The sequence below is a fragment of the Allotamlana fucoidanivorans genome (assembly GCF_006265225.1).
GTDB classification, from domain to species: domain Bacteria; phylum Bacteroidota; class Bacteroidia; order Flavobacteriales; family Flavobacteriaceae; genus Allotamlana; species Allotamlana fucoidanivorans.
On the sequence record NZ_VDCS01000069.1, the window covers coordinates 1 to 420 of the forward strand.

The following is a 420-nucleotide window of genomic DNA, read 5'->3' on the forward strand; positions in this document are numbered from 1 at the left end:
GGGTATTTACTTTGCTGTACTGCAATTAGGAGGCGATAAGCCGAAGGTTTTAAAAATAATAAAGGAATAAAAATGAAAAAGTATATATATATATTCATAGGACTAATAGTATTATCATGTAGTGGAGGTGGCGATGATCCTGTAGATCCGGGGCCAGATCCGGGGCCAGATCCAGGGCCATCAACAAATACGGCCCCAACGGTTCCTACTTTAGGTACTCCAACCAATGGTCAGTTATGTATAGATAATAATTTAAGTTTTACATGGAATGCTTCAACCGATGCAGAAGGAGATGCTATAAAGTATACTATAGAAGTATCAAGAAATGATACTTTTACTCAGATAACACATAGTTTTAATAATCTAGAGGCTCCAACAAGAACAATATTATTAGAGCGAGGCATAATTTATTATTGGCGT

At 36.4% G+C, this 420-nt stretch carries 1 pseudogene; it reads left to right on the forward strand.

From position 1 onward, the window contains the following. Positions 1 to 72 precede the first annotated feature (72 nt). Positions 73 to 420, forward strand: a pseudogene (locus FGF67_RS16925) (hypothetical protein); the annotation flags it as partial.